This window comes from Enterobacter cloacae complex sp. IR5459, from assembly GCF_049238005.1.
Taxonomy (GTDB): domain Bacteria; phylum Pseudomonadota; class Gammaproteobacteria; order Enterobacterales; family Enterobacteriaceae; genus Enterobacter; species Enterobacter hormaechei_C.
Map to the genome: position 1 here is coordinate 83,973 of NZ_JBMKIG010000005.1, position 26,995 is coordinate 110,967.

The 26,995-nt window shown below is 53.6% G+C and carries 28 protein-coding genes; 15 read left to right on the plus strand and 13 right to left on the minus strand.

All coding sequences use genetic code 11. From position 1 onward, the window contains the following. The first annotated feature begins 44 nt into the window (after positions 1-44). The 5 genes from sapA to sapF are packed head-to-tail and all read left to right on the plus strand — an operon-like array spanning position 45 to position 5,324. Positions 45-1,685 (plus strand): ABC transporter substrate-binding protein SapA, encoded by a 1,641-nt coding sequence (gene sapA / locus ACOTX4_RS12135; RefSeq protein WP_003856847.1) that lies wholly within the window; start codon positions 45-47, stop codon positions 1,683-1,685. Beyond that, positions 1,682-2,647, plus strand: a complete 966-nt coding sequence (gene sapB, locus ACOTX4_RS12140; protein WP_003856845.1) for a putrescine export ABC transporter permease SapB — start codon at positions 1,682-1,684, stop codon at positions 2,645-2,647. The genes sapA and sapB overlap by 4 nt, the downstream gene beginning before the upstream one ends. Next, positions 2,634-3,524, plus strand: a complete 891-nt coding sequence (gene sapC, locus ACOTX4_RS12145) for a putrescine export ABC transporter permease SapC (RefSeq protein ID WP_003856843.1) — start codon at positions 2,634-2,636, stop codon at positions 3,522-3,524. The genes sapB and sapC overlap by 14 nt, the downstream gene beginning before the upstream one ends. Next, entirely contained in the window at positions 3,524-4,516 is a 993-nt protein-coding gene (sapD, locus tag ACOTX4_RS12150) for a putrescine export ABC transporter ATP-binding protein SapD (RefSeq protein WP_003856840.1), read from the plus strand. Before sapC ends, sapD begins: the two co-directional genes overlap by 1 nt. 1 nt (position 4,517) lies before the next feature. Beyond that, complete coding sequence (gene sapF / locus ACOTX4_RS12155; RefSeq protein ID WP_003856838.1) at positions 4,518-5,324, plus strand: putrescine export ABC transporter ATP-binding protein SapF; 807 nt, start codon at positions 4,518-4,520, stop codon at positions 5,322-5,324. On the opposite strand, the gene ACOTX4_RS12160 is transcribed toward sapF, so the two are convergent. Beyond that, positions 5,321-5,911 (minus strand): TetR/AcrR family transcriptional regulator, encoded by a 591-nt coding sequence (locus ACOTX4_RS12160; RefSeq protein ID WP_003856836.1) that lies wholly within the window; start codon positions 5,909-5,911, stop codon positions 5,321-5,323. The two genes, sapF and ACOTX4_RS12160, sit on opposite strands and share 4 nt — an antisense overlap. Before the next feature lie 132 nt (positions 5,912-6,043). On the opposite strand from ACOTX4_RS12160, the gene ACOTX4_RS12165 reads away from it, so the two are divergent. Then, the gene (locus tag ACOTX4_RS12165) at positions 6,044-6,445 is read left to right on the plus strand and encodes a RidA family protein (RefSeq protein ID WP_032609346.1); all 402 of its coding nucleotides are present in this window, start codon (positions 6,044-6,046) and stop codon (positions 6,443-6,445) included. 47 nt (positions 6,446-6,492) lie between these two features. After that, on the plus strand, positions 6,493-7,314 hold the full coding sequence (locus tag ACOTX4_RS12170) for a helix-turn-helix transcriptional regulator (protein WP_032609347.1): 822 nt from the start codon (positions 6,493-6,495) through the stop codon (positions 7,312-7,314). Between the two features lie 8 nt (positions 7,315-7,322). On the opposite strand, the gene ACOTX4_RS12175 is transcribed toward ACOTX4_RS12170, so the two are convergent. Continuing rightward, entirely contained in the window at positions 7,323-8,663 is a 1,341-nt protein-coding gene (locus ACOTX4_RS12175; protein WP_032609348.1) for a sensor domain-containing diguanylate cyclase, read from the minus strand. Positions 8,664-9,056: 393 nt separating this feature from the next. On the opposite strand from ACOTX4_RS12175, the gene fabI reads away from it, so the two are divergent. From fabI to pdeR, 4 genes are all read left to right on the plus strand, one after another. Further along, positions 9,057-9,845: an enoyl-ACP reductase FabI gene (gene fabI, locus ACOTX4_RS12180; protein ID WP_003856831.1), complete on the plus strand. Its 789-nt coding sequence runs from the start codon at positions 9,057-9,059 to the stop codon at positions 9,843-9,845. Between the two features lie 152 nt (positions 9,846-9,997). Then, a complete protein-coding gene (locus ACOTX4_RS12185; protein WP_045333123.1) occupies positions 9,998-10,984 on the plus strand; it encodes a CMD domain-containing protein in 987 nt (328 codons plus the stop codon). Between the two features lie 88 nt (positions 10,985-11,072). Then, positions 11,073-13,007 (plus strand): exoribonuclease II, encoded by a 1,935-nt coding sequence (locus ACOTX4_RS12190; RefSeq protein WP_045333124.1) that lies wholly within the window; start codon positions 11,073-11,075, stop codon positions 13,005-13,007. A 204-nt stretch (positions 13,008-13,211) separates the two neighbouring features. After that, the gene (pdeR, locus tag ACOTX4_RS12195) at positions 13,212-15,203 is read left to right on the plus strand and encodes a cyclic di-GMP phosphodiesterase (RefSeq protein WP_003856827.1); all 1,992 of its coding nucleotides are present in this window, start codon (positions 13,212-13,214) and stop codon (positions 15,201-15,203) included. On the opposite strand, the gene ACOTX4_RS12200 is transcribed toward pdeR, so the two are convergent. Further along, a complete protein-coding gene (locus ACOTX4_RS12200; RefSeq protein WP_045333125.1) occupies positions 15,200-16,069 on the minus strand; it encodes a crotonase/enoyl-CoA hydratase family protein in 870 nt (289 codons plus the stop codon). The genes pdeR and ACOTX4_RS12200 overlap by 4 nt on opposite strands. Positions 16,070-16,260: 191 nt before the next feature. Between ACOTX4_RS12200 and ACOTX4_RS12205 the strand changes: the two genes are divergently transcribed. The 3 genes from ACOTX4_RS12205 (at position 16,261) to osmB (ending at position 17,714) form a co-directional block, all read left to right on the plus strand. After that, on the plus strand, positions 16,261-16,443 hold the full coding sequence (locus ACOTX4_RS12205) for a hypothetical protein (RefSeq protein ID WP_003856825.1): 183 nt from the start codon (positions 16,261-16,263) through the stop codon (positions 16,441-16,443). Positions 16,444-16,480: 37 nt separating this feature from the next. Beyond that, entirely contained in the window at positions 16,481-17,233 is a 753-nt protein-coding gene (locus tag ACOTX4_RS12210; protein WP_003856824.1) for a DNA-binding transcriptional regulator YciT, read from the plus strand. Between the two features lie 262 nt (positions 17,234-17,495). Continuing rightward, a complete protein-coding gene (gene osmB, locus ACOTX4_RS12215) occupies positions 17,496-17,714 on the plus strand; it encodes an osmotically-inducible lipoprotein OsmB (RefSeq protein ID WP_003856823.1) in 219 nt (72 codons plus the stop codon). A gap of 104 nt (positions 17,715-17,818) precedes the next feature. Here osmB and yciH read toward each other — a convergent pair whose 3' ends face one another. The 5 genes from yciH to pgpB form a co-directional block, all read right to left on the minus strand. Continuing rightward, complete coding sequence (yciH, locus tag ACOTX4_RS12220; protein WP_003856822.1) at positions 17,819-18,145, minus strand: stress response translation initiation inhibitor YciH; 327 nt, start codon at positions 18,143-18,145, stop codon at positions 17,819-17,821. After that, positions 18,145-18,882 carry an orotidine-5'-phosphate decarboxylase gene (gene pyrF, locus ACOTX4_RS12225; protein WP_003856820.1) on the minus strand — a complete coding sequence of 246 codons (738 nt, stop codon included), beginning with the start codon at positions 18,880-18,882 and terminating at the stop codon, positions 18,145-18,147. Before pyrF ends, yciH begins: the two co-directional genes overlap by 1 nt. A 184-nt stretch (positions 18,883-19,066) precedes the next feature. Then, on the minus strand, positions 19,067-20,236 hold the full coding sequence (gene lapB, locus ACOTX4_RS12230; protein ID WP_003856819.1) for a lipopolysaccharide assembly protein LapB: 1,170 nt from the start codon (positions 20,234-20,236) through the stop codon (positions 19,067-19,069). Between the two features lie 6 nt (positions 20,237-20,242). Next, positions 20,243-20,551, minus strand: coding sequence for a LapA family protein (locus ACOTX4_RS12235; protein WP_003856817.1), 309 nt, complete (start codon positions 20,549-20,551; stop codon positions 20,243-20,245). A gap of 148 nt (positions 20,552-20,699) precedes the next feature. Beyond that, complete coding sequence (gene pgpB / locus ACOTX4_RS12240; RefSeq protein WP_003856815.1) at positions 20,700-21,467, minus strand: phosphatidylglycerophosphatase B; 768 nt, start codon at positions 21,465-21,467, stop codon at positions 20,700-20,702. Positions 21,468-21,664: 197 nt separating this feature from the next. On the opposite strand from pgpB, the gene ribA reads away from it, so the two are divergent. Next, positions 21,665-22,255 (plus strand): GTP cyclohydrolase II, encoded by a 591-nt coding sequence (ribA, locus tag ACOTX4_RS12245; protein ID WP_003856813.1) that lies wholly within the window; start codon positions 21,665-21,667, stop codon positions 22,253-22,255. 36 nt (positions 22,256-22,291) lie between these two features. Here ribA and acnA read toward each other — a convergent pair whose 3' ends face one another. The 5 genes from acnA to cysB all read right to left on the minus strand — a co-directional run bounded on the left by acnA (position 22,292) and on the right by cysB (position 26,993). Further along, on the minus strand, positions 22,292-24,967 hold the full coding sequence (gene acnA / locus ACOTX4_RS12250; RefSeq protein WP_045333126.1) for an aconitate hydratase AcnA: 2,676 nt from the start codon (positions 24,965-24,967) through the stop codon (positions 22,292-22,294). Between the two features lie 165 nt (positions 24,968-25,132). Further along, positions 25,133-25,231, minus strand: coding sequence for a small membrane protein YmiC (gene ymiC / locus ACOTX4_RS12255; protein WP_032103392.1), 99 nt, complete (start codon positions 25,229-25,231; stop codon positions 25,133-25,135). A gap of 137 nt (positions 25,232-25,368) precedes the next feature. Next, complete coding sequence (locus ACOTX4_RS12260; RefSeq protein ID WP_162183706.1) at positions 25,369-25,533, minus strand: hypothetical protein; 165 nt, start codon at positions 25,531-25,533, stop codon at positions 25,369-25,371. Positions 25,534-25,541: 8 nt separating this feature from the next. After that, positions 25,542-25,682, minus strand: a complete 141-nt coding sequence (locus ACOTX4_RS12265) for a YmiA family putative membrane protein (protein ID WP_213083754.1) — start codon at positions 25,680-25,682, stop codon at positions 25,542-25,544. A gap of 336 nt (positions 25,683-26,018) precedes the next feature. After that, on the minus strand, positions 26,019-26,993 hold the full coding sequence (gene cysB / locus ACOTX4_RS12270) for an HTH-type transcriptional regulator CysB (RefSeq protein WP_006810844.1): 975 nt from the start codon (positions 26,991-26,993) through the stop codon (positions 26,019-26,021). Between the last annotated feature and the right edge of the window lie 2 nt (positions 26,994-26,995).

Consider the following 26,995-nt stretch of genomic DNA (forward strand, 5'->3'; position numbering starts at 1 on the left):
AGTGCGATACACTTTGCAGATCGAATCTAAAAACCTTAAAAACTATGCGCCTGGTTTTATCGTCCCTGTTTGCACTCGGTCTGTTCAGCAATCTGGCCTTTGCTGCGCCCGATCGCGCTGTGCCCCCTGATATCCGGGAGAGTGGTTTCGTCTATTGCGTCAGCGGGCAAGTTGATACCTTTAACCCACAAAAAGCGGGGAGCGGCCTGATTGTTGATACGCTGGCCGCACAGCTCTACGATCGCCTGCTCGACGTCGATCCTTATACCTATCGGCTGGTTCCGGAGCTTGCTGAAAGTTGGGAAGTGCTTGATAACGGCGCCACATACCGCTTTCGTCTACGCGATGATGTCGCCTTTCAGCACACTCCGTGGTTTACGCCAACCCGTAAACTCAACGCGGATGACGTGGTTTTCACCTTCCAGCGCATATTCAACCGCAATCATCCGTGGCATAACGTTAATGGCGGGAACTTCCCCTATTTCGACAGTCTGCAATTCGCGGACTCGGTCAAAAGCGTTCGCAAACTGGATAACCGTACGGTTGAGTTTCGCCTGACGCGCCCGGACGCCTCCTTCCTCTGGCATCTGGCGACGCACTACGCCTCGGTCATGTCAGCCGAATACGCAGATCAGCTGACGAAAAAGGATCGTCAGGAACGTCTCGATCGTGAGCCTGTGGGCACAGGTCCGTTCCAGTTAGCAGAGTACCGCGCCGGACAATACATTCGCCTGCAACGCCACGATCGTTTCTGGCGCGGCAAACCGCTGATGCCGCAGGTCATTGTCGATCTGGGTTCAGGTGGAACAGGCCGACTCTCCAAACTGCTGACCGGCGAGTGCGACGTGCTTGCCTGGCCTGCGGCCAGCCAGTTGACCATTTTGCGCGACGACCCACGCCTGCGCCTGACACTGCGCCCGGGAATGAACATCGCTTATCTGGCGTTTAACACCGATAAGCCGCCGCTGAATAATCCGGCCGTGCGCCATGCGCTGGCGTTAGCAATCAACAATCAGCGTCTGATGCAGTCGATTTACTACGGGACCGCGGAAACCGCCGCCTCTATTCTTCCGCGCGCCTCCTGGGCCTATGACGGCGAGGCGAAGATTACCGAATATAATCCGGCGAAAGCGCGCGAACAGCTTAAAGCGCTGGGGGCAGAAAACCTGACGCTACAGCTGTGGGTGCCCACCAGCTCTCAGGCGTGGAACCCCAGTCCGCTTAAAACGGCTGAGCTGTTGCAGGCTGATATGGCGCAGGTGGGCGTTAAGGTGATCATCGTGCCTGTCGAAGGCCGTTTCCAGGAGGCGCGTCTGATGGACATGAATCACGACTTAACGCTGGCTGGCTGGTCCACCGACAGTAACGACCCGGACAGCTTCTTCCGTCCTCTGCTGAGCTGTGCGGCAATCAACTCCCAGACCAACTACGCCCACTGGTGTAACCGGGAATTTGATGCCGTGCTGCAAAAAGCGTTGGCGTCTCAACAGCTTGCCTCACGCATTGAGGCCTATGATGAAGCGCAAAATATTCTGGCCAGAGAACTTCCCGTGTTGCCGCTTGCCTCTTCCCTGCGCCTCCAGGCCTACCGTTACGATATTAAAGGGCTGGTACTCAGCCCGTTTGGTAACGCCTCCTTCGCGGGCGTCACCCGTGAGAAAGAACAAGAGGTGAAGAAACCATGATTATATTTACCTTGCGTCGGCTGCTGTTACTGCTGGTCACCCTGTTCTTCCTGACCTTTGTCGGCTTTAGCCTGAGCTACTTTACGCCGCACGCCCCGCTTCAGGGCTCATCCCTCTGGGACGCCTGGCTGTTCTGGTTTAATGGCCTGCTACACTGGGATTTTGGCGTGTCCAGCATTAACGGACAGCTCATCTCCGAGCAGCTGAAAGTGGTTTTCCCGGCCACCATGGAGCTGTGTGTACTCGCCTTTGGCTTTGCCCTCATGGTGGGGATCCCGGTGGGGATGCTGGCGGGCATTTATCGTAATAAGTGGCAGGATAAATTCATCAGCGCGCTTGCCTTAATTGGCTTTTCCATCCCTGTTTTCTGGCTGGCGCTACTGCTTACCCTCTTCTTCTCACTGACGTTAGGCTGGCTGCCGGTATCTGGCCGTTTTGATCTGCTGTATAACGTGCAAACGGTGAGCGGCTTCGCCATCGTTGACGCCTGGCTTTCTGATTCAGTCTGGCGCGACGAAATGATCGTGAGCGCGCTGCGCCACATGGTGCTGCCGGTGCTCACGCTGGCCGTCGCGCCGACGACCGAAGTAATTCGCCTGATGCGTATCAGCACTATCGACGTCTTCGATCAAAACTATGTGAAGGCCGCCGCCACGCGCGGACTGTCTCGCCTGACGATTCTCCGTCGCCATGTGCTGCACAATGCGTTGCCACCCGTAATCCCACGTCTTGGGCTGCAATTTTCAACCATGCTGACGCTGGCGATGATCACCGAGATGGTTTTCAGCTGGCCGGGCCTTGGACGCTGGATGATCAACGCCATTCGCCAGCAGGATTACGCGGCGATCTCTGCCGGCGTGATGGTGATTGGCTCCCTGGTCATTATTGTTAACGTTGTTTCCGATATTTTGGGTGCCATGGCCAACCCATTGAAGCATAAGGAATGGTATGCCTTACGATAACGTCTACAGCGAAAAGCGCACGCCCGGTGCGCTACGTACCGTGTGGCGTAATTTTTACGGCGACACCACGGCGATGATCGGCTTTTACGGCTGCATTGGCCTCGTGTTGCTGTGCGTTTTGGGTTCGTGGTTTGCACCGTATGGCATCGATCAGCAGTTCCTTGGTTATCAGCTTTTACCGCCGTCGTGGTCGCGTTACGGGGAGGTTTCGTTCTTCCTGGGGACTGACGATCTCGGACGTGACGTGCTAAGTCGTTTACTGAGCGGCGCCGCACCTACAGTAGGCGGCGCGTTCGTGGTCACCCTGGCTGCCGCGATCTGCGGCCTGGCGCTGGGCATTTTTGCCGGCTCAACCCACGGGCTGCGGTCGGCCGTGCTTAACCATATTCTTGATACCCTGCTCTCTATTCCTTCACTGCTGCTGGCGATTATCGTCGTGGCCTTCGCGGGGCCGCACCTCACCCATGCGATGTTCGCCGTCTGGCTGGCCATTCTGCCGCGCATGGTGCGTTCGGTTTACAGCCTGGTTCACGACGAGCTGGAAAAAGAGTATGTCGTCGCCGCCCGTCTGGATGGCGCCACCACGTTTAATATTTTGTGGTTTGCCGTGCTGCCTAACATTGCCGCCGGGCTGGTGACGGAGATCACCCGCGCCCTGTCGATGGCGATTCTGGATATCGCAGCGCTGGGCTTCCTGGACCTTGGCGCGCAGCTTCCCTCCCCGGAATGGGGCGCCATGCTCGGCGATGCGCTGGAGCTGATTTACGTTGCGCCGTGGACGGTCATGCTGCCGGGCGCGGCCATCATGGTGAGCGTGCTGCTCGTTAACCTGCTGGGCGACGGGATTCGCCGCGCAATCAATGCGGGGGTGCAATAATGCCGTTACTCGATATCCGCAACCTCACGATAGAAATTAAAACGGGCGAAGGCTGGGTCAAGGCCGTGGATCGCATCAGCATTACGCTCGCAGAGGGCGAAATCCGCGGGCTGGTGGGCGAATCGGGTTCGGGGAAAAGTCTGATCGCCAAGGCCATTTGCGGCGTGGCGAAAGACAACTGGCGGGTGACCGCCGATCGTATGCGCTTCGACGACATCGATCTGTTGCGTCTCTCCCCGCGCGAACGCCGCAAACTGGTGGGCCATAACGTCTCGATGATTTTCCAGGAGCCGCAATCCTGTCTCGATCCGTCCGAGCGCGTCGGGAAACAGCTGATGCAGAACATCCCCGGCTGGACCTATAAAGGCCGCTGGTGGCAGCGTTTCGGCTGGCGTAAACGCCGTGCCATTGAGCTGTTGCACCGTGTCGGGATCAAAGACCATAAAGACGCGATGCGCAGTTTCCCCTACGAACTGACCGACGGTGAATGCCAGAAAGTGATGATTGCCATCGCCCTGGCGAATCAGCCGCGTCTGCTGATTGCGGACGAACCAACGAACGCGATGGAGCCAACCACCCAGGCCCAGATTTTCCGCCTGCTCACGCGTCTGAACCAGAATAACAACACCACCATTTTGCTGATCAGTCACGACCTGCAAATGCTGAGCAAGTGGGCGGATAAAATTGATGTAATGTATTGCGGCCAGACGGTAGAAACCGCGCCAAGTGAAGACCTGGTGACGACGCCACATCATCCCTACACGCAGGCGCTGATCAGGGCGATCCCGGACTTTGGCAGCGCGATGCCGCACAAAAGCCGTCTGAATACGCTGCCTGGCGCGATACCGCTGCTGGAATCGCTGCCCATTGGCTGCCGTCTGGGACCACGTTGCCCGTATGCTCAGCGTAAATGCATTGAAACACCGCGCCTGACAGGGCCGAAAAACCATCTGTTTGCCTGTCATTTCCCGCTGAACATGGAGAGAGAGTGAAATGGTCGAAACCTTACTGGAAGTACGTAACCTGAGTAAGACCTTTCGCTATCGCACCGGCCTGTTTCACCGTCAGACCGTCGAGGCGGTTAAACCGCTGAGCTTTACGCTGCGCGAAAAGCAGACGCTGGCGATTATCGGTGAAAACGGCTCGGGCAAATCGACCCTGGCAAAAATGCTCGCGGGCATGGTCGAGCCAAGCGGCGGTGAAATACTGATTGACGATCATCCTCTGGAATTTGGGGACTACTCTTTTCGCAGTCAGCGCATCCGGATGATTTTTCAGGATCCGTCGACGTCCCTGAACCCGCGCCAGCGTATTTCCCAGATCCTGGATTTCCCGCTGCGGTTGAATACCGACCTGGAGCCGGAAGCGCGTCGCAAACGGATTGTCGAAACCCTGCGTCTGGTAGGCCTCCTGCCCGACCATGTCAGCTATTACCCGCACATGCTGGCCCCGGGCCAAAAACAGCGTCTCGGTCTGGCCCGCGCGCTGATCCTGCGCCCGAAAGTTATTATCGCCGACGAAGCGCTGGCGTCGCTGGATATGTCGATGCGTTCGCAGCTCATTAACCTGATGCTGGAGTTACAGGAAAAGCAGGGGATCTCTTATATTTACGTGACTCAGCACCTGGGCATGATGAAACACATCAGCGACCAGGTGCTGGTGATGCACCAGGGAGAAGTGGTCGAGCGCGGCAGTACCGCTGACGTACTGGCCTCCCCGCTCCATGACCTGACAAAACGCCTGATTGCCGGACACTTTGGTGAAGCATTGACGGCGGACGCGTGGCGTAAAGATCGTTAGCCGTTGCGTAACCCGCTTGCCAGCAGAGTAAACACCTCTATGGCATGCGGAAGGGTCTTCTGCGGTTCATCACTCGCGGCAATAAGCAGAGCCGCATTCAGCGCAGCGCCGTTCAGCAGATGGGCTGCGACTCTGGCATCCATCTTTTTGATTACGTTGCACTCCATCATTTTTTCGATGGTCTGACGGGTCGACTCAAGGCAGTTGTTCTGGCTGGGCCATTGCGCCGGGTCGCCCAGAACAGCCGGGCCGTCAAGAAGGACGATACGCTGAACTTCCGGAACGAGCGCCATTTTGATATAGGCGATGCCCTCCGCCAGCAGTCGCTCCCAGTCATCATCGGCGGCGGCGGCAATCGCTTTCGCGTTTGCTGCCATTTCGCTGTCTATCTGCGCGACCACCGCCGCCAGTAATCCCTTCTTGTCGTTGAAATTATGATATAGCGCGCCGCGTGTTAACCCCACGCTTGCCGTGAGTTCATCCATTGACGCTGCGGCATAGCCTTTTTCAGCAAATGCCTTCCGCGCCGCCTGAATCATTTTCTCGCGATTTTCCTGGGCCGTTTCAGCACGACGTTTTGTAGCCATGGGACTTCCTTCATTAAGCGGTAATTATAATTTGACATACGCGGCGTATGTGGATTACATTTTTGACATACATCGCGTATGTTACTTCTACTGCGTAACCACAACAATACCTCTGACAGAAAAGGAAAAGCCATGCATCCACGTGACCCCGTCTTTCCGGCTAATCGACATGCCCTCTATGAAGAGCATGGCTATTCAGCAGCAATCCGCTCTGGCGATCTGTTATTTGTTTCCGGTCAGGTTGGCAGCCGCAGCGATGGCACACCTGAACCCCACTTCCCAGCTCAGGTGCAGCTGGCGTTCGATAATTTACGGGCGACTCTGGCAGCCGCAGGGTGTACTTTTGACGATCTGATTGATGTCACGACATTTCATACCGATCCTGAAAACCAGTTCCCCGCCATCATGGAGGCAAAAAAACTGGCGTTTCCGCACCCCCCCTACCCAAACTGGACAGCAATAGGCGTTAACTGGCTTGCGGGTTTTGATTTCGAAATTAAGGTTATCGCCAGGATCCCTACGCCCGCGAATTAACATCTGGCAGCAAACTGATTTACCGTTAAGCTATCACTGACGCACAAATGAAAGACAGCATCAGCAACTATATTCTCTCCTGGGTAGAAGAAAATAACTTTACTATTTTACACATCGGTGATTTGGTTGCAGATATTGGATACAGCAGAAGAACCATCGAAACATGGTTTAAAGAGAAGTATCGGCTCTCTTTAGGTGAATATATTCTCCGACGGAGGTTAAGCCGTGCCGCCATTATGCTGAGAATGACGTCGATTCCGGTGACGGATATTGCGTATTTATTCCATTACCAGAGCAGTCAGGGATTTTCCAGAGCCTTTAAAAAAATGATGGGGCTGACACCCTCTGAGTACAGATGTGCCAGAGGGTGGAATTTTGACATCTTACAGCCCTCTTTTTTATTAAGCGAACATGAAACGCCTGAGCTCGAGGTCTGCTATCTGGATGAAACGTTTATCTATACGCATGAATTTATCGAACACGATCATCTTTTTGATACCTCAGTGCATGATATTACTAAAAAAATCAAAAAGCTCCTGACAGAAAACCGCCATGATATCGATAAAATTATTCTGATGCCCCGCCGCCCCGAGTTAGGCAAAAGCCGATCGTATCTGGTCGAGGTATTAATATCGTACGCGTTACAAAGCGACACGGTGACAAATAAAAAATCCTGCATTGTGCGTGGGAGATACGCAAGAATGCCCTTTAGCGGTAGCTGGGAAATCTACAGCGCGTTTAACAAGATTGCCTTCGTTAAGGCGATGGTAAATCAACGCCTGACGTTGCGCGACGGTATTTACCTGATGAAAATTAATGGGTACAGCGATGAGTGTGTCGATTTTGATGTTTTCATCCCCATCCTGTAACCTCAGCTTCATTCAGCCTGTCTGGTAACAATTCTGTTTTTACCGTTGTGCTTAGCCTCATACAACGCCTCGTCCACGTCACGCATAATATCATTGCCGTTGACGTTATTCTGAATGGCTGAGCACACGCCGATACTTAATGTGACCTTTACAGGGAGAGCATAATGATAGCCCGGCCCGGTGCGCTGTTGAACGTTCTGGCGAATACGCTCTGCGACGGCAATAGCCTGCTTACCGTCGGTATCCGGCAGCAGCAGACCAAATTCCTCGCCTCCCAGTCGGGCAAAGATGTCGTTATCGCGAATGCTGTCTTTGATAATATCCACGACCGCCAGAATCACGCGATCCCCCACAAGATGGCCCCAGTTATCGTTAATCGACTTAAAGTTGTCGATGTCCAGCATCATAATGCTGGTCCCCTTTTCTGTCCTGAGGGAGCGGACCCGCGGAAGTGCCTCATAAAAATATTTACGGTTGTAGATCTGAGTAAGCGGATCGCGATCAACCCGATCGCCGAAAATTTTCAACAGGTTAAAGACATGGAACATTAAGGTACAAATCACAAATAATTTGCTGAGGACCTCTACTGCCCGGCTGATATACCAGAGCGACAGATTGTAGGTATCAAGCAGTAAGAGGAAAAAATTGTAAACGATGGCGGAAAGGCAAACCACAATAATACTGTTCCAGATCCCGGACGCCAGGCGTGTCACAGAGATCATATAACAAAGTAAAGCCGACCAGAGCAGGATCAGAACGTTTAAGTACCTGATATCCCAGACAGGATAATGATGTTCATCTTCGTATGCTGCAATCGTTAATGTCCAGGCCGGATGGTAGCTGCTGAGATAATGGGCCAGCATCGGAAACATAACCAGTGTCATCATTAATGCTAACGTCATGCTGATCTTATTTCGGAATCTGAGCGTGGATCGTCTCGTGATTTTTTCCACACGGACCGCCAGCGCCAGTAATACGATAAAGCTCAGCTGCCGAAAAAAATAGAATACCGCCGTATCGTTGGTTTTTGCCGCCTGGGTAAAACCAGCATGCTCCGGAAGCTGAATGACAATGATCGTCTCAATGAAATAAACCAGCCCACTAAGAAATGCCAGGCTCAGAATGAATAAGGAAAAACGCGATCGGTCGGAGGCATACAGCATCTGGATAAAAATAAAGATAATGGTATCCAGAAAGAACAGCGCAATCATGACGATCAAATAGGTGGTCATAGGCACCCTGAAACCAGGATTATCATTCACGCAAAAGGAGTTCACCGCGATTATAAGCGCAAAAAGCGCCGCACCTGACAGCATGATCAGTTTTTCGGCCAACGTTATATTTTTCATCTTCCTTCTTACCGCACACAGATAAAGACGCAAAATGGCATAGCCGTTATCGACCCTCGCGCAATTTTAAAGCGTTTAAAGGGCTAAACGGATCATTTTGCGCAAAAGGCGCTGGACACATCAGCATGAGGGCGGCGTCACGGTGCCCGCTGGTTGGATGAGGCGAACCCCGCGTGCGGTGATATACTGCTGGGATACACACGAAACGGCCTGATGAAGAGTCAGTTCAACCTCTTCCGTGAGCCCATTCACGGCGCAGGAGCGAGAAATATCGTGACACATGGGGCTGTGAGTGGGCTATAATTTCGAGCTAATTTCGAATGATTTTGAAATACTGCCTGTAACGCTATGAATTACAAGGCAAAATAAGCAATGAATATAAGGATTAAAGCTATGGGTTTTCTTTCCGGTAAGCGCATTCTGGTGACTGGCGTTGCCAGCAAACTGTCCATCGCATACGGCATCGCACAGGCAATGCATCGCGAAGGCGCTGAGCTGGCGTTCACCTACCAGAACGACAAGCTGAAAGGCCGTGTTGAAGAATTTGCCGCGCAGCTGGGTTCCAGCATTGTTCTGGAATGTGACGTTGCACAAGACGAAAGCATTGATGGCATGTTTGCTGAACTGGCAAAAGCATGGCCGAAATTCGACGGTTTTGTTCACTCCATCGGCTTCGCTCCTGGCGACCAGCTGGACGGCGACTATGTGAACGCGGTTACCCGTGATGGCTTCAAAATCGCCCACGACATCAGCTCCTACAGCTTCGTTGCAATGGCAAAATCCTGCCGCGCGATGCTGAACCCGGGCGCAGCCCTGCTGACCCTGTCCTACCTCGGCGCAGAACGTGCTATCCCTAACTACAACGTTATGGGTCTGGCGAAAGCGTCTCTGGAAGCCAACGTGCGCTACATGGCGAACGCAATGGGTCCTGAAGGCGTGCGTGTTAACGCTATTTCTGCGGGTCCAATCCGTACCCTGGCCGCTTCCGGTATCAAAGATTTCCGTAAAATGCTGGCACACTGCGAAGCGGTTACCCCGATTCGTCGTACCGTTACCATCGAAGATGTGGGTAACTCTGCGGCATTCCTGTGCTCTGACCTTTCCGCAGGTATCTCCGGCGAAGTGGTTCACGTTGACGGCGGCTTCAACATCGCTGCAATGAACGAGCTGGAAATCAAATAAGCTTGTCACTCTCTTCCCGCCAGGGAAGAGAGTTTCTCACCGCCCCGCTCATCGTTATTCCGTTCTGCTATTTGTTATCACCTAACAATATTTTTCCCCTCATCCGCCTTACGCCAGGATATTGATCGCCATTTTGAGATCAAGGAACGCCCATGGAACAACGCCGTTTTTCCGGCAAAGGCCACTGGTATCATGAAACCCAGTCGAATCATTCGCAGACGGACGTTCTGCCGCTGGTGCCCGAAGCCGCTAACGTCGACGACCGTTTTTTGCTCGATTTAGCCCTGCCCGATGACATTCTCGCAAGCTGTGCTGGTTGGCTTGCGCCTGCCCGAACCCTGTGTCATCTTTTGTTCCCGCTTGATACTCCCGTGAGCCGTCTGCATACGCTCAGCGCCTACGACAGGCTGAGCACGGCATTAACGGTTGCCCAGGCGTGTGGTGTTCAGCGGCTCTGTAACCACTACGCTGCCCTGCTCGCCCCTCTTCCGGGGCCGGACTCCTCCCGGGAAAGCAATCGACGCCTTGCAGAAATTACCCAGTATGCCCGCCAGTTAGCAAGCTCACCCGATGTGATCGATGACAAAGCCCAAAACCAGCTTGATGAGGTTGGACTCACAACGTATGACATTGTGCTTATCAACCAGATCATCGGCTTTGTCGGTTTTCAGGCGCGAGTGGTCGCGGTATTTCAGGCATTGCTTGGCCATCCGGTACGCTGGTTGCCCGGGCACCACATTCAGCCCCATACGCTGCCGGTTAGCTTCAGCAGATGGACCGCCACGCTACCTGCGGTAGAGCTAAAATATGCCAGTGCGCTTCAGCTTGAGGCGCTCTCACGCTGGCAGGCGGAACCGGCGCTTGAAGCGCTCACCCCTGTGCTGTGTCATGAGCCGATGCTGCTTAATCTGACGGGCGAAATTCTGCTTAACCATCCGCTAAGTGAAGGTCCCGCGTCTTCGATGATCTCAGCCGCTCGTGCGCTGCTCGTCGCCTCTCCGGATCGCTTTAGCGCCGCTCAGTTAACGCCCCTGACCGGGTCAGGTCTCTCGCCAGAGAAGGCCATCAATCTGCTAACCCGAGATGCATTTTATGGCTGGCTGGACCGTCTGCGCGTGGCGCTCGGCAAAGAGGAATAACCATACTCTTTACCTAAAGAGCGCTTGCTGTAGCAGTGAGATTCGCGTAAAACTGTCAGCCGCTCAATGGCTACGAAAATAGAACATTATGTTTCAGGACAACCCGCTGCTAGCGCAGCTTAAACAGCAACTGCATTCCCAGACGCCGCGTGCAGAAGGGGTCGTAAAAGCCACGGAAAAGGGCTTTGGCTTTCTTGAAGTTGACGGGCAGAAGAGCTACTTCATTCCGCCTCCTCAGATGAAGAAAGTGATGCATGGCGACCGCATTTCGGCCGTTATTCATACCGAAAAGGAACGAGAGTCTGCCGAGCCGGAAGCACTGATCGAACCTTTCCTGACCCGCTTTGTCGGTAAAGTGCATAAAAAAGACGATCGTCTTTCCGTCGTGCCGGACCATCCTCTCCTGAAAGATGCTATTCCGTGCCGCGCCGCGCGTGGCGTTGAGCATGATTTTGTTGAGGGTGACTGGGCGGTTGCTGAGATGCGCCGTCATCCTTTAAAAGGCGATCGCGGTTTCTACGCCGAGCTTACCCAATACATTACCTTCGGCGACGACCATTTCGTCCCATGGTGGGTGACGCTGGCGCGCCACAACCTCGAAAAAGAAGCGCCTGATGGCGTGGCGACTGAAATGCAGGACGAAGGTCTGGAACGTCGCGATCTGACGGCGCTGGACTTTGTCACCATTGACAGCGCCAGCACCGAGGATATGGACGATGCGCTGTATGCCGAAGAGACAGCCGATGGCAAACTGCATCTGACCGTCGCCATCGCCGACCCTACCGCATGGATTGTCGAAGGCAGCAAGCTGGACGAAATGGCCAAAGTGCGCTCGTTCACCAACTACCTGCCGGGCTTTAACATTCCGATGTTGCCGCGTGAACTCTCCGACGATCTTTGTTCGCTGCGTGCGCATGAAGTACGTCCGGTGCTGGCATGTCGGATGACCATTGCGGCTGACGGTACCATTGAAGAAGATATTGAATTCTTCGCCGCCACCATCGAATCCAAAGCCAAGCTGGCCTATGACGACGTGTCCGACTGGCTGGAGAACACGGGCAACTGGAAACCCGAGTCGGACAACATTGCCGCACAAATTCGTCTGTTGCACCGCGTCTGCCTGAGCCGCAGCGAATGGCGTCAAACTCACGCGCTGGTCTTCAAAGATCGTCCGGACTACCGTTTTGTGCTGGGTGAAAAAGGTGAAGTGCTGAATATCGTCGCTGACCCGCGCCGTATTGCCAACCGCATCGTTGAAGAAGCGATGATTTCCGCCAACATTTGTGCTGCACGCGTGCTGCGCGACAAATTAGGCTTTGGCATTTACAACGTGCACACCGGGTTTGATCCGGCGAACACCGAAGCGCTGGCTGCCCTGCTGAAAACCCATGACGTACACGTCGATCCTGAGGAAGTGCTGACCCTGCAAGGTTTCTGCAAACTGCGCCGCGAGCTGGACGCACAGCCGTCAGGGTTCCTCGACAGCCGTATTCGCCGCTTCCAGTCCTTTGCGGAAATCAGCACCGAGCCTGGCCCACACTTCGGCCTTGGCCTTGAGGCTTACGCGACCTGGACCTCCCCGATCCGTAAGTACGGCGACATGGTTAACCATCGTCTGCTGAAAGCGATCATCAAAGGGGAATCTGTTGCCCGCCCACAGGATGATACGACATTGCAGATGGCAGAACGTCGCCGTCTCAACCGTATGGCGGAGCGTGATGTCGGCGACTGGTTGTACGCGCGCTTCCTGAATGATAAGGCAGGGACTGATACCCGTTTCCCGGCTGAAATCATTGACATCAGCCGCGGCGGTATGCGCGTTCGCCTGGTGGATAATGGCGCCGTTGCCTTTATTCCTGCCCCGTTCCTGCATGCCGTCCGCGACGAACTGGTTTGTAGCCAGGAAAACGGGACCGTGCAAATTAAAGGCGAAACGGTTTACAAGGTCACTGACGTGATTGATGTCACCATCGCTGAAGTGCGCATGGAAACCCGCAGTATTATCGCGCGCCCTGTCGCCTGATAACCGCGTAAACTTCCGGCCGTTCCGTTAAGGGATGGCCGGGAGTTCTCTCCTGAATTATCTCCCGCAAAATCATCGTTTTTTCTCACACTTTTCTGTTTCCCATCGCCACATTTCTCCAGAATTATCTACAGTAAAAGAGAGCCGTCATTGTCGACTGCAAATGAATAATTTGTGCGCTACTCAGCAGCCGCGGGAGAAAACGTGATGGACGATCTGGAGCAGAATTTGCTGTTTCGTTACATGGGTACGCATAGCCCCTGGTGGCGACTGACAGCAGACAGCAATGCTCTGCATCTTGCTGCCAGTGAAAGCGCTGACATCATTCAGGTGGTTGCGCTGGATGATGAACAGGCCGCGCTGATCCGCCAGCTCACCGTAATCACCTCCAGCATTGCCATGACCCTGCCTTTGTACGGTGTGGACGTTCCCGTTCATCTTGTCGGCCGTAAAATTAACAAAAATGAGTGGGCAGGAACGGCATCAGCCTGGAACGATACCCCTTCCGTTGCGCGCGACCTGGCGCAGGGGCTCTCCTTCGCCGAACAGGTAGTTTCCGAGGCTAACTCCGTGATTGTGATCCTCGACCAGAACGGGAATATTCAGCGCTTCAACCGTTTAAGTGAAGAATATACGGGCCTGAAGGAACAGGAAGTTATCGGGCAAAACGTGTTCAAACTGTTTATGAGCCGCAGCGAAGCCGCGGCCTCCAAACGCAACATCACCGGTTTTTTTCGTAACGGCAGCTCGTACGAAGTTGAACGCTGGATCAAGACCCGCAAGGGGCAGCGCCTGTTTCTCTTCAGAAATAAATTTGTTCACAGCGGCAGCGGAAAAAATGAAATTTTCCTCATCTGTTCAGGTACCGACATAACCGAGGAGCGTCGGGCCCAGGAGCGCCTGCGCGTTCTCGCCAATACGGATACGATTACCGGTTTGCCTAACCGAAATGCCATCCATGAGCTGATCTCTGATGCCATCACCGCTCGGGGTGACACGCAGGTTGGCGTAGTTTATCTCGATCTGGATAATTTTAAAAAAGTGAACGATGCCTATGGGCATATGTTTGGCGACCAGCTGCTACAGGCCGTTGCGCTGGCGATCCTGAGCTGCCTGGACGAAGGACAAACCCTGGCGCGCCTGGGTGGGGATGAGTTTATCGTGATGGCCACCGATACCTCGCAGGGCGCGCTGGAAGCGATGGCGTCGCGAATACTGACCCGACTGCGTCAACCTTTCCGCATCGGGCTGATTGAGGTTTACACCGGCTGCTCGCTGGGCATCGCGCTTGCGCCCCAGCACGGTAACGATCGCGAAAGCGTCATTCGCAATGCCGACACCGCCATGTACACCGCCAAAGAAAATGGCCGGGGCAAATTCTGCGTCTTCTCGCCAGAGATGAACCAGCGCGTATTTGAATACCTGTGGCTGGATACCAACCTGCGTAAAGCGCTGGATAACGATCAGCTGTTAATCCACTACCAGCCCAAAATGACCTGGCGCGGCGAAGTCAGAAGTCTGGAGGCGCTGGTGCGCTGGCAGTCGCCAGAGCGTGGCCTGATCCCGCCGATGGAGTTTATCTCCTATGCCGAGGAATCAGGGCTGATTGTGCCTCTGGGCCGCTGGGTTATGCTTGATGTGGTGCGCCAGGTAGCAAAATGGCGCGACAAGGGGATCAACATGCGCGTCGCGGTCAACGTCTCCGCCCGTCAGCTGGCGGACCAGACCATCTTCAGTGACCTGAAGCAGGCGCTGAAAGACCTGAATTTTGAATACTGCCCGATTGACGTGGAATTAACCGAAAGCTGTCTCATTGAAAATGAAGAACTGGCCCTGTCAGTGATCCAGCAATTTAGCCGCCTGGGAGCGCAAATTCATCTGGATGACTTTGGTACGGGGTACTCTTCCCTGTCGCAACTGGCGCGCTTCCCTATCGATGCCATTAAGCTTGACCAGTCTTTCGTGCGGGATATCCATAAGCAGTCCATTTCACAGTCGCTGGTGCGTGCGATAGTCGCCGTGGCCCAGGCGTTAAATTTGCAGGTCATTGCTGAAGGGGTGGAAAGTGCAAAAGAAGACGCCTTTCTGACGAAGAATGGCGTCAACGAACGGCAGGGTTATCTTTTTGCTAAGCCCATGCCCGCTGCCGCATTCGAGCGATGGCTAAAACGTTATCAGGCCAGGAATGTCCGTTAGCTGGCTTTGCGTAAGCCCGTCGCCTGATGGCGATTTTGCAGCATAACCAGCCGCTCCATGTAGGCGATATCCTTCGGTTCAAGGCAGAAGGCGGCATCAACCCAATCCTCAGTAATGTCCATCAACTCGCTTCGCGGAAGTGGCAGCACGCGCGTACGTGCACGCAGCATGGCCCTTACGCCGTTCAGCTTCGGCTGTAGCGTGTCGATAAACGTCCGCACCGAAACATAGCTCTGTAACGGCTCAAATAAGAGATCCACAAGACCATGCTGCTCATACCATTCCGCCGTATACGTCTCACCTTTGTAGATCAGCGCCTCCGCCATTTTCATGCCGGCACGACGCGCCACCAGTGAATAGCCGCCCATGCCCGGGAACAGATTGAACGCGATTTCCGGAAAGCCTAATCGGGCATCGCGCTGGGCCAGAATGAAATGATGCGCCAGCGCGGCTTCAAACCCGCCCCCTAAAGCGCTTCCTTCCACCATAGCCAGCGTGACAGCGCCGGTATCAAACCCTCGCGAGGCGGCATGAACGCAGTCCACACAGGCCCGGGCATAGGCGCGTAACGCTTCGCGTCGGTTGTTTTTGATGCACTCAACGAAGAACTGTAAATCACCGCCGGTATTGTAGATGTCGGGGACCAGCGATCCGGTGACCCAAAAATCAACGACAAATCCGGACTGTCGAACCAGCCAGGAGAGATTCATGATCTCCTCGATCAGCGCATGGTTGAAGCAAGGCCGTGGCGTGGCGCGTAACATCATCCACACCGTACGCCGTTCGGCCTCATAATAAGCCGCCAGTTGAGTGAATCGTTCAGCATCAGTAAACAATGTGCAGGTTGTCTGGTTGATAACTGTCATAGTCGAATTCCTCTTATAAAAAAGCGCGTTGCGCGCAGTTTTAGACTAATCCACCCCTACAACCCGCAGCAGACGGGGGTTAAATTTATCACTTTCATTTATGGGCTTTGGTTATTGCATTTTTTACCTTCTCTTTTGAATCAATTTTCTGCATCATTGATAATATTAACTTTTCGCTTCAGGGTGAGCTTATGTCTAACATTGATGCAACAGCCGTGGCGCAGCGTATTGATACTGTGCTGGATATTCTTGTCGCAGGCGATTATCACTCTGCTATCCGTAATCTTGAGATCCTCAAGTCTGAACTGCTGGCTGAGAACGGCGCTGATAACGCTCCAGAATCCACTCAACCTAAAGCCCCGTGGGAAGTGTAACCACGTCGTTTCCGACCTTGCCTTTTAAATGGATGCTATGAACTCCCGACAACAAATCATTTTGCAGATGGTGATCGATCAGGGGCGCGTAAGCGTGGTCGATCTCGCTAAAGCCACCGGCGTTTCTGAAGTCACCATTCGTCAGGATCTGAATCTTCTGGAAAAACAGAGCTACCTGCGGCGTGCGCACGGATATGCCGTTCCACTGGACAGCGACGACGTTGAAACCCGCATGATGAACAATTATGCGCTCAAGCGGGAGCTGGCGGAGTTTGCTGCATCCCTGGTGAATAACGGTGAGACCGTCTTTATTGAAAATGGCAGCAGTAACGCCCTTCTGGCGCGCACGCTTGCCGATCAAAAAGACGTTACCATCATCACCGTAAGCAGCTATATTGCCCATCTGTTGAAGGAAACTCGCTGCGAGGTGATTCTGCTGGGCGGCATTTACCAGAAGAAAAGCGAAAGCATGGTGGGGCCATTAACGCGCCAATATGTTCAGCAAGTTCACTTCAGTAAGGCATTCATAGGTATTGATGGCTGGCAGCCCGACACCGGCTTTACCGGCCGCGACATGATGCGTTCAGACGTGGTTAACGCCGTACTCGCCAAAGAGTGTGAAGCGATTGTGCTGACCGACAGCTCTAAGTTTGGCGCCGTACACCCTTATACGATGGGGCCGGCCTCGCGCTTCAGCCGTGTAATCACGGATGAGCGTTTGCGTGATGAATATCGCCAGCAATTAGAACAAGACGGTCTGACTGTCGATATTGTAAAAAAAACGGCCTGATTATCCTGCTGCGCCCGAATAATGGGCGCACTTAAACCTTTCTCTGAGAGTATTCCGACCCTTCCTTTAAGAGTTTTTACCTGTTGAAACCGTTCTAAACACGTAAAATTAGTATTAGCGATATAACAGGAAGTGACTATCACCTGCGTGATGATGAAACGCCTGCGCGACCAGCTTTCACGGGAACAGAATTTAAGTATGGATATTGTCTATACTTAAAGTGCATTCCTTTCCGTGAATCGATAATTCAGGAGAAAGTATTATGACCTTTACCAGCAAAAAATTAGCCGCCGCTGTTCTGGCAATCACTGTAGCAATGTCCCTGAGCGCTTGCTCTAACTGGTCTAAACGTGACCGTAACACCGCGATTGGTGCCGGTGCTGGTGCGCTTGGTGGTGCAGTATTAACGGATGGTAGTACGCTGGGTACATTAGGTGGTGCTGCCGTAGGTGGTATTATCGGTCACCAGGTGGGCAAATAATCACCATAACGGCTCTCACCGGCATAATAATATATTAAGTATTTTCAGGTCTGACTTACGCACGTAAAAAAAAGAGCCACGGCAATGTCCGTGGCTCATTTATTTTAGCCGCCCGCCAGTTTGACTTTCATTCCTTTGGCTTCCAGCAGCGTTTTAATTAAATCTCGTTTATCGCCCTGAATCTCAATAATGCCGTCTTTTACTGCCCCACCGCATCCGCACTTCTTTTTAAGCTCAGCGGCGAGCTTTACCAGGTCTGCATCATCCAGGTCAATGCCGGTGACAAGGCAAACGCCTTTCCCTTTTCTGCCGCTGGTCTGGCGCTGAATTCGCACGATACCATCGCCTTTTGGACGTTCAGCTTTCTCTTTTGGCTCTTCAATGCGCCCGGTATCCGTTGAATAGACCAGACGACTGTTGGCGTCACGCATTATGCCCCCTTTTTCAGTGATGCATTAATCGCTTTCAGGGTCTCTGCCGGATGAGCGGATTGCGTCACCGGGCGACCAATCACCATATAGTCTACACCCGCGCTCAGCGCCTGCTCTGGCGTCATGATACGTCGCTGATCCCCTGACTCGCTGCCTGCTGGACGAATACCTGGCGTCACCAGTTTAAAATCGCGGCCTAACTCAGATTTGAAGCGAACCGCCTCCTGAGCCGAACAGACCACGCCATCGAGACCACACTGTTGCGTGAGGCGCGCCAGACGCTCTGCATGTTCGGCAGGTGACAACGTCACACCCAGGTCGCGCAGGTCGGATTCATCCATACTGGTCAGCACGGTGACGGCGATCAGAAGCGGAGCGTCATTACCAAACGGCACCAGCGCTTCGCGCGCAGCCGTCATCATGCGTGCCCCGCCCGATGCATGTACGTTAACCATCCACACGCCGAGTTCAGCTGCCGCAGCAACGGCGTGCGCAGTGGTATTTGGAATGTCGTGGAATTTCAGGTCGAGGAAAACGTCGAAACCACGTTGATGCAGATCGCGGACGATTTGTGGGCCGAACAGCGTAAACATCTCTTTGCCTACTTTCAGACGGCAATCGCGGGGATCAATGCCATCAACAAAGGCCAGTGCGGCGTCACGGTTATTGTAATCCAGAGCAACAACTACGGGAGAATCGGTAACTACGCGGGAAGTGGAGGATGTAACAGACGTCATGACCAGCCCTTTTCGTCTATGGGCGCGCAGCGGCGCGGAACAGATAAACGGCGTGCATTCTACCTGCCCACGGGGTAAATGAACAGAATCGAATGCTTTTCCTGCTGAACCCCAGACCGCACGGTGCTGATGGAATTACTGTAACCACTAGTATGTTGTAACTAAAGTGCAGCGTTTTAAAAAATTACTGCCCGTCCAGACCTCGGATTGGCTTAATGGTGGACCACGCCCGGCAGGAAGGGCAATGCCAGTAGAGCGAATAGGCGGTGAAGCCGCATTTCTGGCAGCGATAGCGCGGTTTGCTGCGCACCTGTTCACCCACCATGTCTCGCAGCACCATCAGGCTCTCTTTAGCGCGCCCTTCTTCTGCGTCATTAAGGTGGTAATCCATCAGCTTATGGAAGACACGCATGGTAGGATGACGCTGCAACTGACGGGTAATGTATACCTGGGCGGTATCGCTCCCTTCATGCTCTTCGACGACATCTGACAGCATCAGCTCGGCTGTGGCACCTGTATTCTCTTCAACACAGCGACGCAGAAACGCAACCCACTCGTCCTGCTTACCGAGCTGCTGATAGCAGGTTTGCAGCATTTCCAACGTTTCGCTGACCAGCTCTTTGTCCTGATCGATAACGCGAAGCAGGCTCTCCACGGCTTTGGCGTAATCACCGTTAGCCATAAAGACCCGCCCCATCATGATCGAGATGCGCGCGCTGTTGCGATCGGCCGCTGCGCCTTTCTTTAACAGTGCCATGGCTTTATCCATGTCATCGCTACCCATCTGCTGGAGAGCCAGCTCGCAATAGAAGTGGGCAATTTCGACGCGCTGTTTGTCTTTGCCGAGTTTGACCAGCCGTTCAGCGGTATCAATCGCTTTTTGCCAGTCGCTGGTGGCCTGATAGATTTGCAGAAGCTGCTGAAGCGCACCGATACGGAAGTCCGTCTCATCCACCAGCTGAGAGAACATATCCTCGGCGCGATCGTAAAGCCCCGCGGCCATGTAATCCCGCCCAAGCTGCTGCACGGCCAGCAACCGTTGCTCATAGGTCAACGAAGCGCTTTCCATCAAGGTCTGGTGGATACGAATGGCACGGTCAACCTCTCCGCGCGAGCGGAACAGGTTTCCCAGGGTGAGATGCGCCTCAACGGTGCCGGTATCCTCTTTAAGCATATCGAGGAACAGATCCACCGCTTTATCCTGCTGATTGCTCAGCAGGAAGTTCACCCCCGCTACGTAGTCACGGGAGAGTCGGTTTGCTTCATCCTGTTTTGTTTGTTGCGCGCTTCTGCGGCCCATATACCAGCCATAGGCTGCGGCGACAGGCAAAAGCAGAAACAACAACTCCAGCATATTCGATTATTCCTTGACTACCGGCACACCAGAGCTCGCCGGAATGTCAGACGCAGGCGTAAGTTGATGTTCAAGTCGTTTAATTTTACGTTCAGCGCGAACAAGAGAAACACGAACCTTAAGCCAGAACAGGCCGCATACAAGCCAGCCGATGACAAACCCCGCCGCGAATAACACAGCCAGCAGGCTCGACACCCGGTACTCGCCCTGCGCCAGCAGATAGTTGAAACTTACCTGTTGATCGTTTTGCGCGCCCAATGTGACTGAAATGACAAAAATCGCCAACACCAGTAAGAAAATGAGTAAATATTTCACATGACTTCCCGTTATGTGGTTCGAGCGTATAAAGCGTGTTCAACTCACTGCAATCAGCCTTATAAGCTACCATTTTAGTGGCGGGCGCGAAATGGAAAAAGTAATGCGCCCTACATGGATTTATGGTCAAAATGCGGAATATCAACCTTCAGGTTCCGCCAGACTCCCTTTCGGCTATTTCTTCCTTCTCTTCCGGCGGCGGCGTCAGGGGTCCACAAAAACGTTGTGCAAGCCAGGTCGCCAGCGTCACCAGTACCCACGAGATCAGCGTTGCCACCACCAAATCACGCGGCCAGTGCATCCCCAGAAGCATCCGGCTGCCCATTACGCCTGTCGCCCAGACCAGCAAAATCGCAATCGTGAGGGTACGCCGACGCGGCCACAGCAGTCCTACGCCAAGTAGCGCCCAGCTGGCAGCAAACATCGTATGCCCGGAAGGAAACGCAAAGCCGGTCTCTTTTTGCCAGTGTTTGCGTAAAAAGGTCGGGATATCCTGCTGTTCCGCAAGCTGCTCCTTTACCAGCGCACCGCGATCTTTACGCTTTAAATTGTAGAACTCATCCACCGGAACATGGTGCGTTTTTTCCAGCCAGACGACGAAAGGACGGGGTTCCTGCACGCGATCTTTCACCCACGACTTCACCCCCTGCCCGATGAGTATGGCCCCGCCGAGAATGGCAAACAGTACCAGCGCCGCACGAAGGCGAAAGCGCAGGCACCACAGGAACCAGCCACAGAGCAGCACGTGCGTAATAATACCCCACGGCTGGGTGACCGTCTCGGTTATCCAGTATAGGGCTTTCAGCCACGTCTCGTTTTGTCCGGGCTGCCACATCCAGCCGGAGAACCAAACGACCAGGGGTATAACGAGCAATACGGCGGCACCTGCGGCCGTTCGTCTGGCAATCGAAAGCATGTCCTCTCCTTTTTCACTAAGCACCACAATCATAACTGAATTTCTTCATTCAGGTGGATATGTCGGATTGTGCGTTTAACGTTTGTAAAGCGTGGTGGTGATTAGGTGAAGTTGCCGAGCTTGTGGCAAAATAGTCCAATACAGAAAGCATAATGGGGCAAAGGCACGAAACGTGTCAGCCTGGTCTGGAGAATCACATGCAGCTTAAACGTGTGGCAGAAGCCAAACTGCCAACCCCATGGGGCGATTTCCTGATGGTGGGTTTTGAAGAACTGGCAACCGGGCAAGATCACGTCGCCCTGGTATTCGGCGACATTTCGGGGCAAACGCCGGTGCTGTCCCGCGTTCATTCAGAGTGTCTGACCGGTGACGCGCTGTTCAGCCTGCGGTGCGACTGCGGTTTCCAGCTTGAAGCCGCCCTTTCTCATATCGCAGAGGAAGGACGTGGCGTTCTGCTGTATCACCGTCAGGAAGGACGCAATATTGGCCTGCTGAATAAAATCCGCGCCTACGCGTTGCAGGATCAGGGCTACGATACCGTCGAAGCGAACCATCAGCTCGGCTTTGCTGCTGACGAGCGCGATTTCACCCTGTGCGCAGATATGTTCAAGCTGCTGGGCGTGGACGAAGTGCGTCTGTTGACCAATAACCCGAAGAAAGTGGAAATCCTCACTGAAGCGGGCATCAATATCGTGGAACGCGTGCCGCTGATTGTCGGCCGCAACCCGAAAAACGCGCACTACCTCGATACTAAAGCCGCCAAAATGGGGCATCTGCTGAGCGAGTAAACGCAAAACGCCCGGCACATGTGCCGGGCGTTTTTATCAGTCCAGCATCTTACGAATTACATAATGTAAAATGCCGTCGTTCTGGTAATAGGTCAGCTCTGTTGCCGTATCAATACGACACCGGCAATCCAGCACTTCTGTCGTACCATCTGCGCGCGTTAATTTCACCGGAACGGTTTTACCCGGTTGCAGATTTTGCAGACCGCTGATATCAATCTGCTCTTCCCCGGTCAGACCCAGCGTTTTACGCGTCACGCCCTGCGGGAACTCCAGCGGCAAAATCCCCATGCCGATCAGGTTTGAGCGGTGGATACGTTCAAAGGATTCGGCAATCACCACGCGAACCCCGAGCAGACGCGGACCTTTTGCCGCCCAGTCGCGACTGGAACCGGAGCCGTACTCTTTACCGGCAATAACGGCCAGCGGCGTCCCCTCCTGCTGATACTTCATGGCTGCGTCATAAATTGAAATGACCTCTGTATCCGGCAGGTGGCGCGTCATGCCCCCTTCCACGCCCGGAACCATTTCATTGCGAATGCGGATGTTGGCAAAGGTCCCGCGCATCATCACTTCGTGGTTACCACGGCGCGAACCATAGGAGTTGAAATCGAGACGTTCCACGCCACGGCTTTGCAGATACCGACCTGCCGGACTATCCGCCTTGATGCTCCCCGCCGGAGAGATATGGTCGGTGGTGACGGAATCGCCCAGCATCGCCAGGATCCGCGCGCCGTGAATATCTTTCAGCGGTGCAGGCTCCGCCAGCATTTCGTCGAAGAATGGCGACAGGCGAATATAGGTGGAATCATCCTGCCAGTCATAGGTATCGGAACCCACCACGTCGATCGCTTTCCATTCCGCTGTGCCTTCGAACACTTCCGCATACTCTTTGCGGAACATCTCGGTGGAAACTTTCTCTACCGCGCGCGCAATTTCACGCGATGATGGCCAGATGTCTTTCAGATAGACCGGTTCATTTTTGCGATCGTGACCAATCGGATCGGTCGCCAGGTTAATGTTCATGTTTCCGGCCAGCGCATAGGCTACAACCAGCGGCGGCGAGGCCAGCCAGTTGGTTTTCACCAGCGGATGAATACGCCCTTCAAAGTTTCGGTTACCAGAAAGTACCGCGCCAACGGTCAAATCACCCTGCCTGATCGCCACTTCAATAGGCTCAGGCAGTGGACCAGAGTTACCGATACAGGTAGTACAGCCGTAGCCCACCAGGTTGAAGCCCAGCTCGTCGAGGTAAGGCGTGAGTCTGGCCTGCGCCAGATAATCGGAAACCACTTTCGAACCAGGCGCCAGAGAGGCTTTAACCCATGGCTGTGGCTTGAGCCCCAGTTCTACCGCTTTTTTTGCCAGCAGCCCGGCAGCCATTAACACACTCGGGTTGGACGTGTTGGTACAGGAAGTGATAGCGGCGATCACCACGGCGCCGTCAGGAAGCTGATACTGATGCCCGTTCAGAACATAGTCCACCGGACGGTGATCTTTTTGCGCGGCGTTAACCTCCAGCTCATTGCTGGCGGCAAAGGCTTTGGGAACGTTGCTCAGGGCGACGCGGTCCTGCGGACGTTTTGGCCCTGCGAGGCTTGCCTCAACGGTGCCCATATCCAGTTCCAGCGTACTGGTAAATACCGGCTCGTCACCCGGGTTACGCCACATGCCCTGCGCTTTGGTGTAGGCCTCAACGAGAGCCACCTGCTCCTCGCTGCGACCACTGAGGCGCATATACTCCAGCGTAACGCTATCAATCGGGAAAAAGCCGCAGGTCGCGCCATATTCCGGCGCCATGTTGGCGATGGTGGCCCGGTCCGCCAGCGGCAAGGAATCCAGACCATCGCCATAAAATTCAACGAATTTACCCACCACACCATGCTTACGCAGCATCTGGGTGACCGTCAGAACCAGATCCGTGGCGGTGATGCCTTCGGACAATTTACCGGTCAGCTTAAAGCCCACCACATCGGGAATGAGCATTGATACCGGCTGGCCGAGCATGGCCGCTTCCGCTTCAATACCACCGACGCCCCAACCCAGAACGCCAAGGCCGTTAATCATGGTTGTGTGTGAATCGGTGCCCACCAGCGTATCCGGGTAAGCCACCCACTCTTTATCCTGCAATTCACTCCAGACGGCTTTGCCGAGATATTCCAGGTTGACCTGGTGACAAATGCCGGTGCCCGGTGGAACAACGCTGAAGCGGCTGAACGCCTGCTGACCCCATTTCAGAAATACGTAGCGTTCATGGTTACGTTCCATCTCCAGACGGACGTTTTCGCCGAAAGCATCGTCGTCACCAAAGTGATCGACGGTGACGGAGTGGTCAATGACGAGGTCTACCGGGGACAGGGGGTTAACCTTAGCAGTATCGCCCCCGAGACGCTTAACGGCTTCACGCATGGCAGCCAAATCCACAACCGCTGGTACGCCGGTGAAATCCTGCATCAGCACCCTGGCCGGGCGATAGGCAATTTCTCTGTCTGCATGTGCATTCTTCAGCCACCCTGCCAGAGCCTGGATATCCTCCTCGGTAACCGAGTCGCCATCCTGCCAGCGCAAGAGGTTTTCCAGTAAGACTTTCAACGACTTGGGTAACCGCGAAATGTCCCCAAGCGTTCTGGCAGCCAGCGGTAAGCTATAGTAGCGCCAGGTTTTATTTTCCGCCTGTAATGTGTCCTTACTGGCTTCGCGTAGGGTTAACGACATAAGCTCCTCCTTAAAAACAGGGATGTCCTGACAATCATCAGGGCTGTAATTAAAGATAACACAAAGATGTCGTAACGTTTTGATAACAACCCAAATTGATAAATTTAGGAATGGTCCAACACGAGGGATAAAACAAAAAACCCCGCCGTGGCGAGGTTTTACGATTTAGTGCAAGGCCAGCCAGAGGAGCTGACACCAGAAGAGGATCGACGCTGAGAATACGCCGAGCCATGACCAGTATTTTACGGTTGTCATGTTATTCATCATAGGGACACCAGACTTTAATTATTTAAGGTTGCGAGGTCTGCCCTCGTTCTATATTGCTGATGTGTATTTATTAAGGAGTACAAAAGCGCACAGTCTTTATTCAGACTATTTGCATCATTACGCAAAATTCAAAATTATTGTTTTTTGGGTTCGTCTTCCGCGAACACATCAATAAAGGCCTGCTGCTGTGGCGTCAGTTTCCAGGAAGCTGGCACGCTGGTTGCTGGCGCCTTACGGGCTTTGTGAGCATTGTCACGAAGCTGACACATCTCTTTTCTCGCTTCTGTACGCACCGTCATGACCATAATCAACCCCAGTAATTCCAGACAAGAAGAGCAACCACCACCCAGAACAGGGCAGAGCCAAGAAAGACCGCCAGCCAGGCTTTACGCTTAAGCGCGGGATCCCTTTGCGGTTCTTCACTTCCTGACGGCATTGCTAACCTCATACAATCGACATCGCTTATCATTTAGAGACCAAACAATTGGCACAAGTAATCATCTGATGAGATAAATCCTAAAGAAACTTTAGCCGAAAAGCCAGTGAATTTACGTATCTGGGCCTGGGAAAATTCAATCTTTTGACCCGAAATAAATAATTGAAAAGAATAATTTGCACACCTGTAAATTAGTTTCTACTTTTGTCGCAAATTTGCGACAGTAAAACCATAGTCATTTAATGGGTTATGACGATATATGACAGTGGACGTAGATGATGATAATTCTAATTCAGGTTTAAAGGGGAATGACGGTATCTTTCCGTACCAGAAAGATACCGGGTGTGATTATTTGGCGGGAAGTTTAATGTCTTTAAACATCTCTTCGATGTCTTCATTGGAGCGTAACGCTACAGCTGTATCCACCACGTCGCGCGTTAAATGTGGCGCGAAGCGTTGAATAAAATCATACATATAGCTGCGCAGGAACGTGCTGCGACGAAAACCTATCTTGGTGGTGCTGTGGCTGAAAATATCATGCGCATCCAGACGCACCAGATCCGGGTCTGAGACAGGATCTACCGCCATGCTGGCAATAACCCCAACGCCCAGGCCCAGACGCACATATGTTTTTATGACGTCCGCATCCGTCGCCGTAAAGACAATCCGTGGCGTTAATCCGGCGCGGTTAAACGCGGTGTCCAGTTCAGAACGGCCCGTAAAGCCGAACGTATAGGTCACCAGCGGGTATTGCGCCAGTTCTTCGATTGTCACTTCGCCCTTCCCCGCCAGCGGGTGATCCGGGGTCACGACAATAGAGCGGTTCCAGTGGTAGCACGGGAGCATGACCAGATCATCGTACAGATGGAGGGCTTCCGTCGCGATAGCGAAGTCTGCATTGCCTTTAGACACGGCCTCTGCGATTTGCGTCGGTGAGCCCTGATGCATATGCAGGGAAACGCGGGGATAGCGTTCGATAAAACCTTTGATCACCCCGGGAAGCGCATAACGCGCCTGTGTATGCGTGGTGGCAATATACAGAGAACCTTTATCGGGCCAGGTATGTTCCCCGGCGACGGATTTAATGGCGTCGACTTTGGAGAGCACTTCCCGTGCGATGCGTATGATTTCCTGTCCAGCCGGCGTGACCTGCGTCAGGTGCTTACCGCTGCGGGCAAATATCTGAATACCTAACTCATCCTCCAGCATACGCACCTGCTTGCTGATGCCGGGCTGAGAGGTATAAAGACCTTCTGCGGTGGAAGAGACATTGAGGTTATGATTGACGACCTCAACGATATAGCGAAGCTGCTGTAATTTCATGC